Annotated in this window: 15 protein-coding genes; 8 read left to right on the top strand and 7 right to left on the bottom strand. The window is 59.2% G+C overall.

All coding sequences use genetic code 11. The annotated features are described in order from the left end of the window. Positions 1–38: 38 nt before the first annotated feature. Positions 39–1,817 (bottom strand): ABC transporter transmembrane domain-containing protein, encoded by a 1,779-nt coding sequence (locus CKW11_RS26350; protein WP_095140026.1) that lies wholly within the window; start codon positions 1,815–1,817, stop codon positions 39–41. A gap of 257 nt (positions 1,818–2,074) precedes the next feature. On the opposite strand from CKW11_RS26350, the gene CKW11_RS26345 reads away from it, so the two are divergent. Beyond that, positions 2,075–2,254 (top strand): PA1571 family protein, encoded by a 180-nt coding sequence (locus tag CKW11_RS26345; protein WP_095140025.1) that lies wholly within the window; start codon positions 2,075–2,077, stop codon positions 2,252–2,254. 158 nt (positions 2,255–2,412) lie between these two features. Here CKW11_RS26345 and pdxB read toward each other — a convergent pair whose 3' ends face one another. Continuing rightward, the gene (gene pdxB, locus CKW11_RS26340; RefSeq protein WP_095140024.1) at positions 2,413–3,555 is read right to left on the bottom strand and encodes a 4-phosphoerythronate dehydrogenase PdxB; all 1,143 of its coding nucleotides are present in this window, start codon (positions 3,553–3,555) and stop codon (positions 2,413–2,415) included. A 309-nt stretch (positions 3,556–3,864) separates the two neighbouring features. On the opposite strand from pdxB, the gene CKW11_RS26335 reads away from it, so the two are divergent. Continuing rightward, positions 3,865–5,274: an MATE family efflux transporter gene (locus CKW11_RS26335; RefSeq protein ID WP_095140023.1), complete on the top strand. Its 1,410-nt coding sequence runs from the start codon at positions 3,865–3,867 to the stop codon at positions 5,272–5,274. A gap of 137 nt (positions 5,275–5,411) precedes the next feature. On the opposite strand, the gene tusA is transcribed toward CKW11_RS26335, so the two are convergent. After that, the gene (tusA, locus tag CKW11_RS26330) at positions 5,412–5,663 is read right to left on the bottom strand and encodes a sulfurtransferase TusA (RefSeq protein WP_003226616.1); all 252 of its coding nucleotides are present in this window, start codon (positions 5,661–5,663) and stop codon (positions 5,412–5,414) included. A 178-nt stretch (positions 5,664–5,841) separates the two neighbouring features. Beyond that, on the bottom strand, positions 5,842–6,915 hold the full coding sequence (gene rlmM / locus CKW11_RS26325; RefSeq protein ID WP_095140022.1) for a 23S rRNA (cytidine(2498)-2'-O)-methyltransferase RlmM: 1,074 nt from the start codon (positions 6,913–6,915) through the stop codon (positions 5,842–5,844). Positions 6,916–7,137: 222 nt separating this feature from the next. Between rlmM and acnA the strand changes: the two genes are divergently transcribed. Further along, a complete protein-coding gene (gene acnA, locus CKW11_RS26320; protein WP_095140021.1) occupies positions 7,138–9,879 on the top strand; it encodes an aconitate hydratase AcnA in 2,742 nt (913 codons plus the stop codon). Between the two features lie 341 nt (positions 9,880–10,220). Here the strand turns inward: acnA and CKW11_RS26315 are convergent, their stop codons facing one another. Then, positions 10,221–11,042, bottom strand: a complete 822-nt coding sequence (locus CKW11_RS26315; protein WP_095140020.1) for an aminoglycoside phosphotransferase family protein — start codon at positions 11,040–11,042, stop codon at positions 10,221–10,223. Further along, positions 11,029–11,517, bottom strand: coding sequence for an SRPBCC family protein (locus tag CKW11_RS26310; RefSeq protein ID WP_095140019.1), 489 nt, complete (start codon positions 11,515–11,517; stop codon positions 11,029–11,031). The genes CKW11_RS26315 and CKW11_RS26310 overlap by 14 nt, the downstream gene beginning before the upstream one ends. Before the next feature lie 197 nt (positions 11,518–11,714). On the opposite strand from CKW11_RS26310, the gene CKW11_RS26305 reads away from it, so the two are divergent. From CKW11_RS26305 to CKW11_RS26285, 5 genes are all read left to right on the top strand, one after another. Next, a complete protein-coding gene (locus CKW11_RS26305) occupies positions 11,715–12,635 on the top strand; it encodes an ADP-ribosylglycohydrolase family protein (RefSeq protein ID WP_095140018.1) in 921 nt (306 codons plus the stop codon). 56 nt (positions 12,636–12,691) lie between these two features. Next, positions 12,692–13,096 carry a lysozyme inhibitor LprI family protein gene (locus CKW11_RS26300; RefSeq protein WP_095140017.1) on the top strand — a complete coding sequence of 135 codons (405 nt, stop codon included), beginning with the start codon at positions 12,692–12,694 and terminating at the stop codon, positions 13,094–13,096. Between the two features lie 219 nt (positions 13,097–13,315). Beyond that, positions 13,316–13,921: a DUF2975 domain-containing protein gene (locus CKW11_RS26295; protein ID WP_095140016.1), complete on the top strand. Its 606-nt coding sequence runs from the start codon at positions 13,316–13,318 to the stop codon at positions 13,919–13,921. Positions 13,922–13,930: 9 nt separating this feature from the next. Beyond that, the gene (locus tag CKW11_RS26290; protein WP_003226632.1) at positions 13,931–14,137 is read left to right on the top strand and encodes a helix-turn-helix transcriptional regulator; all 207 of its coding nucleotides are present in this window, start codon (positions 13,931–13,933) and stop codon (positions 14,135–14,137) included. Between the two features lie 78 nt (positions 14,138–14,215). Then, entirely contained in the window at positions 14,216–14,887 is a 672-nt protein-coding gene (locus tag CKW11_RS26285; RefSeq protein WP_095140015.1) for a hypothetical protein, read from the top strand. A 68-nt stretch (positions 14,888–14,955) separates the two neighbouring features. Here the strand turns inward: CKW11_RS26285 and mrdA are convergent, their stop codons facing one another. After that, complete coding sequence (gene mrdA / locus CKW11_RS26280; RefSeq protein ID WP_027611428.1) at positions 14,956–16,848, bottom strand: penicillin-binding protein 2; 1,893 nt, start codon at positions 16,846–16,848, stop codon at positions 14,956–14,958. Positions 16,849–17,151: the final 303 nt, after the last annotated feature.

Below are 17,151 nucleotides of genomic sequence, written 5' to 3'. Positions count from 1 at the left end.
GGGCATTTTTTTGTCTTCAGCAAAGGCCTGCGGCAGTTCTACACCGCCACCGCATGCCCATCATTGAACTGCAGCGACGCCAGCCGCGCATACAACGGATTGCTTACGATCAGCTCCTGATGCGTACCGATCGCCACCAGGCTGCCCTGATCCATCACCGCGATCCGGTCGGCGTTCTTGACCGTGGCCAGGCGATGCGCGATCACCAGTGTGGTGCGGTTTTGCATCAGGCTGGGCAAGGCTTCCTGGATCAGGTGCTCGCTCTGCGCATCGAGGGCGCTGGTGGCTTCGTCCAGCAGCAGAATCGGCGCATCCACCAGCAACGCGCGGGCAATCGCCAAGCGTTGACGCTGGCCGCCGGAAAGTCCGAGGCCAGCGTCACCCAAATGGGTCTGATAGCCGTTGGGCATTTTCTCGATGAAGTCATGGGCGTGGGCAATTCTTGCCGCTTCCTTGACCTGCTCCAGTGTCGCGCCCGCATTGCCGTAACGAATATTCTCTTCGACGCTGCCGAAAAACAGCGCAGGCGATTGCGAGACCAGAGCGAAATTGCGCCGCAGATCCAGCGGGTCGAGACTGGTCAGCGGCACACCATCGATCAAAATCCGCCCTTCAAGCGGGTCGTAGAAGCGCAGCAGCAAGTCATACACCGTGGACTTGCCGGCACCGGATGGCCCGACAAGGGCCAGGGTCTCGCCGGCCCTGATGGTCAGACTCAAGCCGTTGACCGCGTAGCTGTCCGGACGTGACGGGTAGGAAAAGCGCACATTCTGCAATTGCAGTTCGCCCTTGATCCGTTCTGGCAACGTCACCAGCCCGATGGTCGGTGGCTGGATGATGTTCTGCGAACTGAGCAGTTCCGCGATGCGCTCGGCGGCACCCGCCGCACGCTGTAATTCGCCAATGACCTCGCTCAACGTGCCGATCGCGCTGCCGACGATCAGGCTGTAGAAAACGAACGCCGCCAGTTCACCACCGGTAATGCGCCCGGCAATCACGTCCATGCCGCCGACCCACAACATCACCGCCACCGCGCCGAGCACCAGCACGATCACCACGGTGATCATCCAGGAACGCTGAAAAATCCTTTTGCGTGCGGTGTCGAACGCGTCCTCGACCGTCGTGGCGAAACGCCGCTCGTCCTGCACCTGATGGTTGTAGGCCTGCACGGTCTTGATCTGACCGAGGGTCTCGGAAACATAGCTGCCGATGTCGGCGACCCGATCCTGGCTCAGCCGCGACAGATTGCGCACGCGCCGACCGAAAATCAGAATCGGCGCGACCACGAACGGCAAGGCAATCACCACGATGCTGGTGAGTTTCGGGTTGGTCACGAACAGCAGCACCACCCCGCCGATCACCATCAACAGGTTGCGCAGAAACATCGACAGTGACGAGCCGATCACCGATTGCAGCAACGTGGTGTCGGCGGTCAGTCGTGACTGAATCTCCGAACTGCGGTTGTTTTCATAGAACCCGGGATGCAGGTACACCAGATGGTTGAAGACCTCGCGCCGAATATCCGCCACGCAGCGCTCACCGATCCACGACACCCAGTAAAACCGTGCAAACGTGCCGATCGCCAGGCCCAGCACCATTAGCATGAAGATGCCGATGCTCTGGTTCAGCTGGTGCGGCGACTGGGTCATGAAACCCCGATCGACCAGCAGTTTGATCCCCTGCCCCATCGACAAAGTCACGGCCGCGGTGACGATCAGCGCCAGCAGCGCAGCGCCGACTTGCCAACGATAAGGCGCCAGAAACCGGCTGGTCAGACTCAGCGCTCGACGGTGCCGGGAAGAAAGCTTCGAGATCATTCAGGTACACATCCGTGTTGGTGAAAGGGCTAGCCTAAACCTTCTATGGGGCGGAACTCTGTAAATCACAATGAGTCAGGTTAAATATGCCCCCAAAGACTAGGCCATAGTTGCTATTGGTCTAATGTCCCGGTTGAGACGAGCGGTCATTTCTGTTGGACTGGAGATGCCGCTTTTGACAGACCCTGAGGGTGTTGTCACAGCCTGGTCACGTGGCGGTTTTAATCTACGTGCACAACCTGATGAGGAGACAGGCCATGTCCTTGCAACACAGCAGCGAAGACAAAATTGAAGTGATCCGCACCAAACCCGGCCAACCTCTGGGTTGCTCGATTATTGACAAGGATGGGCGTGAGGTACCGATCACCGAAGACATGATCCAGGACGCATGCCGCGAACTGGACAAGCGATTGGTCAAGCCTGCCGAACAAAAGTGATATAGCCACCGTCTTCCTGACCCGGCCCCCATTTGGCCGGGTTTTTTCTGCCTGCCGTTCTCTCCTGTGTAGGAGCTGCCGAAGGCTGCGATCTTTTGACTTTGTTTTTCAAAGGCAAGATCAAAAAATCGCAGCCTCCGGCAGCTCCTACAGGATCTTCAGACAGCCACCGCCCCCAGCGCCGCCACAATCTTTTGCAACTGCGGCGAATCACCGTCGATCCGCACCTTCAGCCCCTCGATCTCGCGCCGCACCGGATACTGCTTGCGCAAAACGTCGAACGCTGCACGTTGTTCAGCGACATTGCCTACAAGACTGCGACGAAAATCTGCGTCATCTCGGCGCGGGTCGTACACGCCACGGCACAACATCGCCAGCGCCCAGGCCGGATCGCTGTCGGCGTGCAGGGTCACTTCTGACAGCCAGGGTGCCGGCAGCAGGTCACTGAGCTGAATGCTCGGTGGTTGACCGATAAATTCGCAATAAGCCTGATAAATCTGCGCCGTCCCGCGCTGTTTGCCATCGAGGCTGTAGCCGGCAATGTGCGGCGTGGCCAACACGCAGAGTTCGGCGAGGGCGACATCGACTTCAGGCTCGGCTTCCCAAACATCAAGCACCGCTTGCAGGTCTTCGCGCTCCAGCAGCACGTTGCGCAACGCGGCGTTATCCACCACCGGGCCACGGGCGGCATTGATCAGCCAGGTGCCGGGTTTGAGCTGTTGCAGACGCCGTTCGTCAAACAGATGCCAGGTCGCGCCTTCGCCGGTGCGCGTCAGCGGCGTGTGCAGGCTGATCACGTCGCACTGCTCGATGATCTGCTCGAGGCTTACATAATCGCCGCCCTCGGCCGCCTGACGCGGCGGATCGCAGACTTTGACATTCCAGCCCAGTCCTTTGAGCACCTTGATCAGCCGCCCGCCAACTTCACCGGCACCGATCACACCGTACGTACGTTGCGGCAAATCAACGCCTTCGATTTCCGCCAGGGTCATCAGGCTGCCAAGCACGTAATCGACCACGCCCCGTGCATTGCAACCGGGCGCACTGGACCAACTGATGCCGGCCTCGTTGAAATAATCGAGATCGAGGTGATCGGTACCGATGGTGCACGTGCCGACGAAACGCACTTTGGTGCCTTCAAGCAACGCGCGGTTGACGTTGGTCACCGAACGTACCAGCAGCACGTCGGCCTGCTCGACCGTCGCACGGTCGATGGAACGGCCCGGCACCCGGCGGATCTCGCCGAAACCGGCAAAAAAGGCATCGAGCAGCGGGATATTTTCGTCGGCAACAATCAGCATGGCGGGCTCCTTGGGGGGATCGGCAGTTTAGGTGCAGATCCACCGTTGAGCCAGCGCAGACTGCACTGTGGCGAGGGAGCTTGCTCCCGCTCGACTGCGCAGCAGGCGGAAAGTCTGCAATCGGGATTTTCCTGATCCACCACGCCGGATGGTTTTGGGGCCGCTTCGCACCCCAGCGGGAGCAAGCTCCCTCGCCACAGTGGATGGCATCGATGATTACAAATCCGCAACAGAGGATTTTTCCTGACTGTCACGTCAGCGGCGTAGAATGCGGCGCCTTGCGCATCAACACCTGTGGACGCTTTGCCTGTGAATTCTGTTACTGATCAACCTCTCGCTGCCTCACTCACCCGCCCCGCGCGAATTCGCCTGGAGTTCAGGAACCTGCTCGCCCTGGCCTTGCCGATCATCATCGCGCAACTGGCGACTACCGCGATGGGCTTCGTCGATGCGGTGATGGCCGGCCGCGTCGGGCCGAAAGATTTGGCGGCGGTAGCGCTGGGCAACTCGATCTGGGTCCCGGTGTTTCTGCTGATGACCGGCACCCTGCTGGCCACCACGCCGAAAGTCGCTCAGCATTTCGGCGCCGGCACCCACAGCGAGATCGGCCCGATCGTGCGTCAGGCGCTGTGGCTGGCGCTGGTGGTCGGCCTGATCGCCACGTGCATGCTGGTCGCCGCCGAACCGGTACTGCACCTGATGAAGGTCGATCCCGAGCTGATCGGCCCGTGCATGCAATACCTGCACGGCATTGCCAGCGGCCTGCCGGCGGTGGCGTTCTATCACGTGCTGCGCTGCACCAGTGACGGCATTGGCCGTACCCGCCCGGCGATGGTGCTGGGCCTGTGCGGTCTGGCGCTGAACATTCCGCTGAACTACATCTTCATCTATGGCCATTTCGGCGTACCGGCCATGGGCGGCGTTGGCTGCGGCTGGGCCACGGCCATCGTGATGTGGGTCATGGCGCTGGGTCTGGCGGGTTACGAGCGCTGGGCGCCGGCCTATCGTTCGAGTGAAATCTTCAGCCGCTTCGACTGGCCACAATGGGCGGTGATCAAGCGTCTGCTGGCGATCGGTCTGCCGATTGGCATCGCGGTGTTTGCCGAGTCGAGCATCTTCGCGGTGATCGCCCTGCTGATCGGCAGCCTCGGCGCCACCGTGGTGGCCGGGCATCAGATCGCGCTGAACGTCAGCTCGCTGGTGTTCATGATTCCGTATTCGCTGGGCATGGCGGTGACCGTACGCGTCGGCCAGGCACTGGGTCGTGAAGAGCCGCGTGAAGCACGCTTTGCCGCCGGTGTCGGCATGGGGACTGCGCTGGCCTACGCCTGTATTTCGGCGAGCATGATGCTGTTGCTGCGCGAGCCGATTGCATCGATCTATACCGCCGATCCGACGGTGATCCACATCGCGGCGATGCTGATTGTGTACTCGGCGCTGTTCCAGTTTTCCGACGCGATCCAGGTCACCGCCGCCGGCGCGCTGCGCGGTTATCAGGACACCCGGGTAACGATGATTCTGACCCTGTTCGCCTACTGGGGCATCGGCCTGCCGGTGGGTTACGCGCTCGGCCTGACCGACTGGCTCGGCGAACCGCGTGGCCCGAGCGGCTTGTGGCAGGGTTTGATCGTTGGTTTGAGCTGCGCGGCGCTGATGCTGTCGATCCGCCTGACCCGCAGTGCGCGCAAACGTATTCGGATCAGTCGCAGCGCCGGCTAAACCCCATACGCAGCACAAAAAAATGTGGGAGCGGGCTTGCTCGCGAAGGCGGTGCTTCAGTCGACATCTTCAGTGACTGACACACCGCCTTCGCGGGCAAGCCCGCTCCCACATTGGGATTTGCGTTTGCCTGAGGGTCAGGCTTGTTTTTTGCGGATCCAGTACAGATAAGTACCGGCCTCTTCGTGCTGGCCCACCAGTTCATGGTCGAGAAACACACAGAACTTGGGAATGTCGCGACGGGTCGAGGGATCGGTGGCGATCACCTTGAGCAGGCCGCCAGGCACCAGGTCACGGATGTGCTGATGCAGCATCATCACCGGCTCCGGACAATTGAGACCGGTGGCATCGAGGGTGCCGTCGACCGGGGTATCGATCATTTCACTCATGATTAACTCCTGAAACTGGCCGGCATTGTCGCGCAATGCCGGGTGCTCAGTCATCTGTAGCGAGGGGATTTATCCACGATGGGTCGCGAAGCGGCCCCAAAGGCTGGGGATGCGCTGCATCCCATCGGGGATAAATCCCCTCACCACAGAGATCATTCCCACAGGGTTTAGTGGTGACTTAGCGGGATTTGGCTTTCTTGATGTCATGCCGACGCAAATGGCAGGTCACTTCCTCGCGGTCGTGATACAGCTGCTTGCAGCCAATATCCACCTTGATCCCACGCGCCTTGAAGCCATCGGCGATGCGTTCGAGCAAGCGCTTCACTTCGGCATAACGCTGCTTCATCGGCAGCTTGAGATTGACTACCGCTTCGCGGCAATGGCCCTCGCCGATCCACTCTTCCAGCATCGCCGCGTTACGCGCCGGCTTCTCGACGATGTCGCAGACCATCCAGTCCACCGGCTGCTTGGGCTTGAAGGTGAAACCGTCGGCCATCAAGTGCTGCACCAGCCCGGTGTCCATCAGGCTTTCAGCCATCGGGCCGTTGTCGATGGCAGTCACCAGCATGCCGCGGTTGACCAATTGCCAGGTCCAGCCGCCCGGAGCCGCGCCGAGGTCGACGCCGGTCATGTCGCTGTGCAGGCGCTCGTCCCACTGATCCCGCGGGATGAAGTGGTGCCAGGCCTCCTCCAGCTTCAACGTCGAACGGCTGGGTGCCTCGCGCGGAAACTTCAGGCGCGGAATGCCCATCGGCCACATCGCCGAGTTGCCGGCATCGGCCATGCCGAGGAACACTTCGCGGCCACTTTTGAAGGTCAGCAGCAGGCGCGGCTTGTTTTCGTCTTCCACCAGTTTGCCGGCGCCGGTCAGCGCCTTGCGCAGCGGGCCTTCGAATTTCTTGCAGAAGTTCGACAGCTCTTTGCCGTCGTTGGTGTCGACCACTTCCAGCCACAGGCTGCCGCAGACCGGGAAGTCCGCCATGTGCTCGAGGATCACGCTGATGCGGTCGGTTTCCGGCAGATTGATGAAGACGCCACGCGCCCATTGCCGCGGGAAAATCAATTCGGCGAATCGTTGGCCGCGCATCAGCCGTTCGGCACCATCGGCTTCGCTGCAGACAAACTCGGCGTACGCGGTGGCCGGTTTGGCCTTGGCGTAACCGGCGACGTTGAGTTGGGCGGCGAGGTCGGAAATCTCCGAACAGACTTCGCCTTCGAAGCCTGGCCGGCAATGCATGAATAGGGTGTTCATTCTTACTCCTGGGCAGAGGGCGGACATTCGGCCCCTGCACGCTGCTCAAGCCTTGCGGTGAAGCAAAGCCTGTCACGAAAACCGGCGCATGATAGCCGATGTCGGAACCTTGGACTTGCCCATAGAGTCCAGTTATTAGCCAGCTACTGAAAACAGGGCTACGTTGATAGCTCTGCCCGTCCCCTCCGTCCGTAGCCGTGCGGACTCAAAGGAGTGATCGTAATGCCGTCCCTCGATAGTCTGAAGACCCTTAAAACTCTACAAATCGACAATAAGACCTACCACTATTTCAGCCTGCCCGATGCCGCCAAGAGCCTGGGCAATATCGACCAGCTACCGATGTCGCTGAAAGTCCTCCTGGAAAACCTGCTGCGCTGGGAAGATGAAAAAACTGTCACCGGCGCCGACCTCAAGGCCATCGCTGCCTGGCTCAAAGAGCGCCGCTCCGACCGGGAAATCCAGTACCGCCCCGCCCGGGTATTGATGCAAGATTTTACCGGCGTACCCGCCGTGGTCGACCTCGCCGCAATGCGCGCCGCCATGGCCAAGGCCGGCGGTGATCCGCAGCGGATCAACCCGCTGTCACCAGTGGATCTGGTGATCGACCACTCGGTGATGGTCGACAAATTCGCCACCCCGAGCGCCTTCGAACAGAACGTCGACATCGAGATGCAGCGCAACGGCGAGCGCTACGCGTTCCTGCGCTGGGGCCAGAGCGCTTTCGACAACTTCAGCGTGGTGCCGCCGGGCACCGGGATCTGCCACCAGGTCAACCTCGAATACCTCGGGCGCACGGTGTGGACCAAGGATGAGGACGGCCGCACCTACGCCTTCCCCGACACCCTGGTCGGCACCGACTCCCATACCACCATGATCAACGGCCTCGGCGTACTCGGCTGGGGCGTCGGCGGGATCGAGGCGGAAGCGGCAATGCTCGGCCAACCGGTGTCGATGCTGATTCCGGAAGTGATCGGTTTCAAACTCACCGGCAAACTCAAGGAAGGCATCACCGCCACCGACCTGGTGCTGACCGTCACGCAGATGCTGCGCAAGAAAGGTGTGGTCGGCAAATTCGTCGAATTCTACGGTGACGGTCTCGCCGACCTGCCACTGGCCGACCGCGCAACCATTGCCAACATGGCCCCGGAATACGGCGCGACCTGCGGCTTTTTCCCGGTCGATGACGTAACCCTCGAATACCTGCGCCTGTCCGGTCGCCCGGCCGAAGTGGTGAAACTGGTCGAGGCCTACACCAAGGCCCAGGGCCTGTGGCGCCTGCCCGGTCAGGAACCGGTGTTCACCGACAGCCTGGCGCTGGACATGGGCAGCGTCGAAGCCAGCCTGGCCGGGCCAAAGCGCCCGCAGGATCGGGTTTCGCTGCCGAACGTGGCACAGGCTTTCAGTGATTTCATGGACCTGCAATTCAAACCTACCAGCAAGGAAGAAGGCCGTCTGGAAAGCGAGGGCGGCGGTGGCGTGGCCGTGGGCAACGCCGATCTGGTCGGCGAAACCGAGTACGAGTACGAGGGCCAGACCTATCGCCTGAAAAACGGTGCGGTGGTGATCGCAGCGATTACCTCGTGCACCAACACCTCCAACCCGAGCGTGATGATGGCGGCCGGTCTGCTGGCAAAAAAAGCCGTGGAGAAAGGCCTGACCCGCAAGCCGTGGGTCAAGAGTTCGCTGGCACCCGGTTCGAAAGTGGTCACCGACTACTACAAGGCGGCGGGGCTGACGCAATACCTCGATCAACTGGGCTTTTCGTTGGTCGGCTATGGCTGCACCACGTGCATCGGCAACTCCGGGCCACTGCCGGAACCGATCGAGAAAGCCATTCAGAAAGCTGACCTCACCGTGGCGTCGGTGCTCTCCGGCAACCGTAACTTCGAGGGCCGGGTGCATCCGCTGGTCAAGACCAACTGGCTGGCCTCACCACCGCTGGTGGTCGCCTACGCCCTGGCGGGCAGCGTGCGTACCGACATCAGCAGCGAACCACTGGGCAACGACCAGCAAGGCAATCCGGTGTACCTGCGCGATATCTGGCCGAGCAGCAAGGAAATCGCCGACGCAGTCAGTCAGGTCAACACCGCGATGTTCCATAAGGAATACGCCGAGGTGTTTGCCGGCGACGAGCAATGGCAAGCAATCCAGGTACCGCAAGCCGCTACCTATGTGTGGCAGGACGACTCGACCTATATCCAGCATCCGCCGTTTTTCGACGATATTTCCGGCCCGTTGCCGGTGATCACCGACGTCAAAGGCGCGCGAGTTCTGGCGCTGCTGGGCGATTCGGTGACCACTGACCACATCTCCCCTGCCGGCAACATCAAGGCTGACAGCCCGGCCGGGCGCTATCTGCGCGAGAAAGGCGTGGAGCCGCGGGACTTCAACTCCTACGGCTCACGGCGTGGCAACCATGAAGTGATGATGCGCGGGACGTTTGCCAACATCCGCATTCGTAACGAAATGCTCGGCGGCGAAGAAGGCGGCAACACGATCTACATCCCGAGCGGCGAGAAGATGCCGATTTACGATGCCGCCATGCGTTATCAGGCATCAGGCACGCCCCTGGTAGTGATTGCCGGTCAGGAATACGGCACCGGCTCCAGCCGCGACTGGGCCGCCAAAGGCACCAACCTGCTGGGCGTCAAAGCGGTGATCGCCGAAAGCTTCGAGCGCATCCACCGTTCCAATCTGGTGGGCATGGGCGTGTTGCCGCTGCAGTTCAAGCTCGATCAGAACCGCAAGAGCCTGAACCTCACTGGCAAGGAAACCCTGGATATTCAGGGCCTGACCAGCGTCGAGCTGACGCCGCGCATGAACCTGAATCTGGTGATCACCCGTGAAGACGGGCGCCAAGAGAAAATCGAGGTGCTGTGCCGCATCGATACATTGAATGAGGTGGAGTACTTCAAGTCCGGCGGGATTCTGCATTACGTGTTGCGGCAGCTGATCGCTTCCTGAAAACACGTTTCCCTGTAGGAGCTGCCGCAGGCTGCGATCTTTTGATTTTGGCTTTCAAAAGCAAGATCAAAAGATCGCAGCCTGCGGCAGCTCCTACAGGGTGATGTACTTTTCTACAGGCGAAAAAAAACCCGCCGAAGCGGGTTTTTCCCAAGACCATTATCGACTCCCTGTCGGCAGCGATCCTTGCTATGGTCGATCATCCGTGATCCTGAAACACTCCCTGTGTCTCAGTTGATGGGTGTAGATTACGCGGTGGATCCAATCGGCAATAGTCGCAAAAGCTACCACCGCGTGTAAGACATTCGCTATACCAGCCCTTCCGAAAACCCTTAGCCCTCTCAGTCATCCAGCAGGCAAGCGGCGATTTGCGCGACCTGCAGCTGTTCGGCAGCCTGTTGCTGCGAATCGTCTTCCAGGAACCAGGCGGCCGACAATCCGGCAAACGCCAGCACCCATTGCAGCAAACGTCGGCGATCAAGCCCGGACGCCTCGACGATCACCTCGACCTGCCGGCGCAATCGCTGTGAATCGCCAGCCGTCGGCAAGTCCGGGTTGCAGATCAGGTTGGCGTAGTCATAACCGCGCTCGCCGCGTATTCGTTTGGGATCAATAGCGAGCCAGCCGTGTGCAGCGAAATCGAGAACATTGTCGTGGTGCATGTCACCGTGCAGCACCACCACGTCCTGCGGATCTGCGAGCAAGGCTTCAGCCGCTCGCAGGCTCAGGGCATAGGTCCCGCCATGTTCGGCCGCGGCCACGCGCAGCGAGGCGAACCACGGTGCCAGCTCCACCAGCGGCGGTAGCGGCGTCGGGCGCGGCGCATGCAAGCGCGCTAGTGTCGTGCACATGATCTGCGTGGCTTCGTCGTCTTCACCGTTGAGCGCCATGTGCATCAACGAACGCCGACCCATGGCCCGTTCCAGCAACAAACCTTCCTCGTGATGGGCCAGCACCTGCGCTGCGCCCTCACCGTTCCACCAAGTCATCAGTCGATTGCCGAATTGCTCGTCGGTATCCAGCGCAACCTTGAGCATGGCCGGCGTGTCGCCAAAACGCACCGGCAACAGACGGCTGCCGGGGGTGATGATCGGTTCACCGTCCGGCACCAGCGCCCAGCGTTGCAACCAGGGTTCGAAGATTGCGCAGTCAGTCACCGTCACGCTCGCGCGCCTTCGCGCTTTCGGCGAGAAACTGTTCAAGTCGACTCAGCTGTTCCTCCCAGCCACGGCTGTCCATGTAATACGCCTCCTTCTGCCGCACATCGGGAATGTGCGCGAAGCCGGACTCAGACACTTTGAGCAAAGTGCCGCCCTCGTAATCCTGCAGCTCAAACTTGACCAGCGTCGTCGGCTCCTGTGAATAGTCGATCTTTGGATTGACCGCGTACGGGTGCCAGCGAAACGAAAACAACTGCTGTGGCTCGACCCGCTCGACGAGCACATTCCACAACACGTGTTCATAACCTGGATACGTGACCTGCCCTTGCGTCCATTCCCCGGCAATGAACCGCCTGCCCTCCAGCGCTACACCAAACCACTGGCCAAACGCCTCGGCATCGACCAATGCGCGCCAGACATAAGAACGCGATGCCTTGAGCATGATTTTGCGTTCGAAACTATTGGGTACCGGTTTCATAAGTCACCTCCTGTTTTGAACAGTAGGCTTGTATGACCACATGTCCAACCTGAAGTTGTATCAAAGAGCTGCACCTGTTCAGTCCAAAGGAAACATTCGGCGGCATTTCCGATCGTTGAATGAGTGAATGACTGACGCAACCCTCCCGCTGAACCTGTTACCTTTTCCAGCGTAATGGATACAAACAAGGACGAAGCATGCAGCCATCTCTATCCGAACGTTATCGCGGCGCCCTGCTCGGTCTCGCTTGCGGCGACGCCGTCGGCACCACGGTGGAGTTCAAGCCGCGAGGTTCATTCCAGCCGCTGACGGACATGGTCGGCGGTGGCCCCTTTCACTTGAAGCCCGGGCAATGGACGGATGACACCTCGATGGCGCTGTGCCTGGCCGAGAGTCTTCTGAGCAAAAACACATTCGATGCGGCGGACCAGATGGGACGCTATCTGAACTGGTGGCGATGGGGGTATCTGAGCTCGACAGGGGATTGTTTCGATATTGGCATGACCGTCAGTCAGGCACTGTCGCAGTATCAGCAAACCGGTCAGCCCTTTGCAGGGTCAACCGACCCGTTTACCGCCGGCAACGGCTCACTCATGCGTTTGGCGCCGGTGGTGCTGTTTTTCTTCCCTGACGTCCAGCAGATCCGCCAGTTCGCCAGCGACAGTTCGCGCACAACCCACGCGGCCCCTGAAGCCATCGAATGCTGTCAATTGTTTGCCGAACTGATCGCCAACGCGCTGTTCGGTACCTGCAAAAGCAAACTGTGCAGGCTGCCGAGCTCAGCTTTCACTGAGCCTAAAGTTGCCGCGATTGCTCGAGGAGATTATCTGGCCAAATCAGTCAATGATATCCGTGGCAGCGGTTACAGCGTCGAGTCCTTGGAAGCCGCGCTGTGGTGTTTTCATCACACAGACAGTTTTACAGCGGCGATCCTGCAAGCCGCCAACCTCGGCGATGATGCGGACACCACTGCCGCGATCGTCGGTCAATTGGCCGGGGCCTATTATGGCGTTCGGGCGATTCCTGCCCACTGGCTGGAAATACTTCATGACGGCGAGGAAATTGCAGCCGCCGCGGATCGCCTGCTCGAAGCCTCCCGGCTGCGCGTTCCTGAATAGCCGCACCACTGCCGCTAAACTGCTCTGCACTTTCATCCGACACAGTGAGATTAACCATGCTCCCACGCCTGCTCCTGGCCCTGACCCCCTTCCTGTTAACGCCTTTCGCCCACGCCGCCGTCGACTGCGCCAACGCCAGCGATCAGGCCACCATGAATCAGTGTGCCGGGCAGGAATTCAAGACGGCGGACAAGGAATTGAACGCGGTGTATCAGCAGATCACCGGTCGTTTGAAGGACAACGCCGACGCCAAAAAGCTGCTGGTGAGCGCGCAGCGGGCGTGGATCGGCTTTCGTGATGCCGAGTGCAAGTTTTCCGCGTCCGGTGTGGACGGCGGGAGTGTTTATCCATTGATTCACAGCAATTGCCTGACCGAGGTGACCAAGGTGCGGGTCGAGGCGCTGAAGCAGTATTTGAAGTGTCAGGAAGGAGACATGAGTTGCCCGGTGCCAGGGGCCTGATGTTGCAGGGGTTTCAGTCTCGCCGACAGGTTTGTTGATTCCCCACTCGGAGCACCTGTCGGCGCGCTGGCCAGCCTAGCGACTGCCCGTACCATTGCGAGCGACCATGCGGAGCCGGATCAGAAGAGGATGCTCAAGCAACAAAATCAAATTAATTATTGTTATTAGATAATTTATCATCGAGAATTCGCTACCAAATTGTAGCAACCAGGAATTTTCATGAGTACTCACATCAACGGATTGGCGCTGCAGCGCATGCATTGGATCGGGCTGCTGGCAGCAATTCTCGTCTGGGTTCTGGGGGTAACGGAGGTCGGCGGCAACGCAACGATCTGGTTCTTCAAAAAGGATGAAATGCTGGCGGGCCTGCTCTATGCCTTTGCTGAGGGCTCGCCGCAATTGCTTGACCCGTTTGTCGAAGGTGCACTGCTTGATCCCGACACCTGGCTGTCATCAACGGTCACGGCGCTGATCGTCTTTCTGGATTTCCTGCCCGTGGTCCTGTCGGCGTACGCGTTATGGCTGACCGGTTTGTTCTTTCTGCGCTTGTCGCGCGGCGAAACCTGGACCGACCGCAACATCAGGGTCCTCTGGCGAGTAGGCGTACTCTGCATCGTTTCTCCGGCAACCTACCCGTTAATAGAGACCTTGCAAGGTCTGGCGTTGTCGATAGATCTACCGCCGGGGGATCGGATTTTCCAGTTCTCTATCGGAATGTCTTCCGCTTCCGCCTATGAAATAATCAAAGGCGTATTACTCTGTATTTTTTCAATTATCATGCGTGACGCAAAAGTACTCAGCGATGAGCAAAGCCAATACATATAGAACAATATAATGACCATTATTGTCCGCCTTGACGTAGTCATGGCCACGCAAAAAATTCGTTCAAAAGAGTTAGCCGCCCTGCTCGGGATCACCGAGGCGAATCTGTCATTGCTCAAAAACGGCAAAGTCAAAGGCGTGAAGATGGCAACTCTGGACAAGCTCTGCGCTGCGCTCGATTGCCAGCCGGGCGATCTGCTGGAATACCAGAAAGACTAGCCCGCTGGCGGCGGTTTATTTATCGCCCCCTCATCCGTTTAACTTTTATTCAATCCTTAGTTGCAAGGCGTCTTTGTCATGTCCCGTTATTTGTTCTGCGTCCTATTAATGCTGACCGCGTTGCTTGGCGGCTGCGCCACGCAAATAGACGTAGCACTCAACGCAATACCTGATCCGGACTATCAGTTCGATCAAAAGGCAACCGTGCTGGTGACCTCGGCCAACGGCGCCGATGAGAACGCACTGAATGCCCGCTACTATCTTCGCGACATGGTCAACGCACTGAAAGACAGAGGCTTTCAGGAGGTTTATACCGACGCCAGCCTGCCCAGGAGTCACGCGCCGATCAAAATGACCATTACTCTCGATATCGGCAGCCGGCAAGTGTCTTACCGCTATACCGCCACCGACTATGGGCAAGTGCCAACCAGCACTACGACCGTGTGCAAGAACGCCAAGAAGAAAGATGACCGACTGACCTGCACCAGTAAGCCCAATACGACCTATGGCCCGGTGGGAACTTCAGAGCGTATTGGTTACACCACCCTCAGTACGTTCATTGCCACCGCCCGGGATGAAGCGAGCAAGCGCACGGTGTATCTGCTGCGGGCGTCGTCTTATAACGAGGACTGTCAGGCCGCCAAGGTCGAAGCGTTTCTGGTCGAGCAGGGCCTGCAGAATTTGAACTTCCAGGATCGCATGCAACGCAACTACAGCGTCACGATGCCCGAGGGTTACAGCTGCAAGTAGTCAGTTGCCCAAACGTGAGAGCTTCACAGCTCAGCCGGCGTGAGGCGGTGCTGTGAAGCTGGCTCGGGTTAGACGTGGGGATCACCCGGCGGCTTGGCCGGCGCCGCGTATTGCGGCTTGAGGTGGCCGTCCTGGTCCAGTAACCAGGCGTCCATGATCTGCCGCACCACAGGGCCGGCCACTCGACCACCGGCCTCACCGTTTTCGATCATCACCGAGATGGCGATCTTCGGGTGCTCCGCCGGAGCGAAACCGACAAACAAGGCGTTGTCGCGATGACGTTCGAGGGTTTTCTCGCGGTTGTAGCGCTCGCCCTGCTTGATCGCTACCACCTGCGCGGTACCACTCTTACCGGCAATGCGGTACTGCGCACCTGCCGCTGCGGCGCGCGCGATACCCCGGGCATCGTGCATTACCATCTGCATGCCGTGGTTGACCTGATCCCAGTCACGCGGGTTTTTCAGCAGGATATTCGGCATCGGATGCTCGTCGACCGGTGCCACGCCATCGACCGTTTTCGCCAGGTGCGGGCGATTCCATACGCCCTTGTTGGCAATCAGCGCGGTGGCCTGAGCCAGTTGCAACGGCGTAACCTGCATATAACCCTGGCCGATACCCAGAATCACCGTTTCCCCAGGGAACCACGCCTGACGACGTGTGGCACGTTTCCAGGCCTGAGATGGCATCAAACCGGGCGACTCTTCGAACATGTCCAGCGAGACTTTTTCGCCGAGGCCGAACATCGCCATATAGTCGTGCAGACGATCGATGCCGAGCTTGTGTGCCAGGTCGTAGAAGTAGGTGTCGTTGGAGCGCATGATCGCCGCGTCCATGTCCACCCAGCCATCGCCACTGTGGTTCCAGTTGCGGTACTTGTGATCGAAATCCGGGAGTTGGTAGTAGCCTGGGTCGAAGACGCGGGTCTGCGGCGTCACTACACCGGCATCGAGGCCGGCGATTGCCACTTCCGGCTTGATGGTCGAGCCCGGCGCATAAAGGCCGCGCAGCACACGGTTGAACAGCGGGCGATCGATGGAATCGCGTAGCGCTGAGTATTCCTTGGAGCTGATACCGGTCACGAACAGGTTCGGGTCGAAACTCGGATTGCTGACCATGGCCAGCACTTCACCCGTGGATGGATCAAGCGCGACCACCGACCCACGACGATCACCCAGCGCGGCTTCGGCAGCCTCCTGCAGTTTGACATCGAGACTCAGAACAATGTTTTTGCCAGGCACTGGATCGGTGTGCTTGAGCACTCGCAGCACGCGGCCTTGGGCGTTGGTCTCAACCTCTTCATAACCGACGTGGCCGTGCAGCTGCGCTTCGTAGAAGCGTTCGATACCGGTTTTACCGATGGATTGCGTGCCACGGTATTCAACCGAATCGAGGGTCTTGGATTCTTTTTCGTTGATGCGGCCAACGTAGCCGATCGAATGCGCGAAGTGCGCCCCCAACGGGTAATGCCGAACGAACTGCGGCTCGACATCAAGGCCCGGCAGACGGAACTCGTTAACCGCCAACACGGCGATTTGTTCCTCCGTCAGCTCGTAGAACAGTGTCACCGGGGTGAATGGGTGACGGGACTGCTTCATGGCCTTATCGAAAATCGTACGATCTTCGGCGGGTAAATGCAGCAGATTGATTACCTCGTCCAGCTCCTGATTAACATCAGTGGCGCGTTCGCGGGTAATGATCAGGTTGTAACTGGGACGGTTATCAGCGAGCAGCACACCATTGCGATCGTAGATCAGGCCTCTTGTCGGCGGAATCGGCAGGACGTGCACGCGGTTGTTTTCAGAGATGGTCGAGTGGTAGTCGTATTCAACCACTTGCAGGATGTACAGGCGTACCACCAGCGCGCAACTGATGGCAAAGACGAACAGAGCACAAGCGATCAACCGCTTGTTGACCAGACGCGTCTCTTTTTCGTGATCCTTGATCGGGATGGGTTCAGGCATTTCTACAGCAACTCTTTGACATAATTTGAGTGCCGATCCGTGGGCATGACATCAGTCCGTTAAAAAACGAGCTGCACCATACCAAAAACCGAGTGGTCAGTTCAGATGGTTTTTCCCTAATGGCAGTCCCTGGTGACAGCTGGGACGCTCATACCGCATGAATTGGCAGGCAAACCACTTTCCTGCAGGCAAAACAAAACCCCAACTGCTTTCGCAATTGGGGTTTCGGAATTTAATCTTGACGATGACCTACTCTCACATGGGGAAACCCCACACTACCATCGGCGATGCATCGTTTCACTT

Source organism: Pseudomonas sp. Irchel s3a10, assembly GCF_900187525.1.
Taxonomy (GTDB): Bacteria; Pseudomonadota; Gammaproteobacteria; order Pseudomonadales; family Pseudomonadaceae; genus Aquipseudomonas; species Aquipseudomonas koreensis_G.
The sequence above is the reverse complement of the archived record's forward strand: the minus strand, read 5'-3'. Positions and strand labels throughout refer to the sequence as shown.

Coding starts and splice junctions, on each gene's coding strand:
- CKW11_RS26300 (WP_095140017.1), top strand. CDS start 12,692: ATGCTCCCACGCCTGCTCCTGGCCCTGACCCCCTTCCTGTTAACGCCT.
- mrdA (WP_027611428.1), bottom strand. CDS start 16,848: ATGCCTGAACCCATCCCGATCAAGGATCACGAAAAAGAGACGCGTCTG.
- CKW11_RS26290 (WP_003226632.1), top strand. CDS start 13,931: ATGACCATTATTGTCCGCCTTGACGTAGTCATGGCCACGCAAAAAATT.
- tusA (WP_003226616.1), bottom strand. CDS start 5,663: ATGAGTGAAATGATCGATACCCCGGTCGACGGCACCCTCGATGCCACC.
- CKW11_RS26305 (WP_095140018.1), top strand. CDS start 11,715: ATGCAGCCATCTCTATCCGAACGTTATCGCGGCGCCCTGCTCGGTCTC.
- CKW11_RS26350 (WP_095140026.1), bottom strand. CDS start 1,817: ATGATCTCGAAGCTTTCTTCCCGGCACCGTCGAGCGCTGAGTCTGACC.
- pdxB (WP_095140024.1), bottom strand. CDS start 3,555: ATGCTGATTGTTGCCGACGAAAATATCCCGCTGCTCGATGCCTTTTTT.
- acnA (WP_095140021.1), top strand. CDS start 7,138: ATGCCGTCCCTCGATAGTCTGAAGACCCTTAAAACTCTACAAATCGAC.
- CKW11_RS26310 (WP_095140019.1), bottom strand. CDS start 11,517: ATGAAACCGGTACCCAATAGTTTCGAACGCAAAATCATGCTCAAGGCA.
- CKW11_RS26345 (WP_095140025.1), top strand. CDS start 2,075: ATGTCCTTGCAACACAGCAGCGAAGACAAAATTGAAGTGATCCGCACC.
- rlmM (WP_095140022.1), bottom strand. CDS start 6,915: ATGAACACCCTATTCATGCATTGCCGGCCAGGCTTCGAAGGCGAAGTC.
- CKW11_RS26295 (WP_095140016.1), top strand. CDS start 13,316: ATGAGTACTCACATCAACGGATTGGCGCTGCAGCGCATGCATTGGATC.
- CKW11_RS26285 (WP_095140015.1), top strand. CDS start 14,216: ATGTCCCGTTATTTGTTCTGCGTCCTATTAATGCTGACCGCGTTGCTT.